The organism is Kitasatospora nipponensis (assembly GCF_039528135.1).
GTDB classification, from domain to species: domain Bacteria; phylum Actinomycetota; class Actinomycetes; order Streptomycetales; family Streptomycetaceae; genus Kitasatospora; species Kitasatospora nipponensis.
This window is the reverse complement of record NZ_BAAALF010000810.1, coordinates 1-646: the sequence shown is the minus strand read 5'-3', so window position 1 is coordinate 646 and position 646 is coordinate 1. Positions and strand designations below refer to the sequence as shown.

The window sequence follows — 646 nt, the reverse complement described above, 5'->3', positions numbered from 1 at the left end:
GTCCCGGAGCCACGCACCCCGATGCGGGACAAGCACGCCGACACCCGCTGATCACGTTCGCCCGAATTGGCCCGTTTTCGCCGGTCTTGCTCCCGAAGATCGGCGGGGAAACCATGGAACTGTTTCCGCGGGTACACCGTCAAAAGGTACGGTGAGCTTTGGCCGAACGGACCTGAGGACGAGGTGGGGGAAGTAGCTATGTCGCAGCCCGGTGACGGCGGTCAGGACGGCAACGGCGGTGGCCAGGACGGCGGGTACGCCGACCTGGCTCCGGGACAGCGCGAGGGCACGTACTACCTCGAAGGCGCCGTCGAGCACGGCTCACTCGGCCCGTTCGGCCATTTCGTGGCCCAGATGCGGGCACGGGGCATGAACGAGCAGCAGATCAAGGAGCTCGCCCCGGACGCGGAAGTGCTGGACGGTCTCAGCGGCTCGGACCAGAACTATCAGGGCCACCAGCACGCCGAGATGAAGGGCTTCGTGACCACGAAGCTGGACCCCGCCCAGGTCAACCAGATGTCCGAGACGTTCAGCAAGGTCAAGAACGTTCTCGAGCGGCTGTCGCAGCGGACGAACGAGAGCGTGGGCAAAGCGCGTCACGAGTGGGAAGGCGACGCGGCCGAGAGCGCGTTCGGATATTTCGGTC

At 65.6% G+C, this 646-nt stretch carries 1 protein-coding gene; it reads left to right on the top strand.

Annotated features, from left to right (window positions below; genetic code table 11):
• Positions 1–198: 198 nt before the first annotated feature.
• The coding region (locus ABD323_RS43465) for a hypothetical protein (RefSeq protein WP_344447537.1) at positions 199–646 on the top strand (448 nt) is incomplete at its 3' end.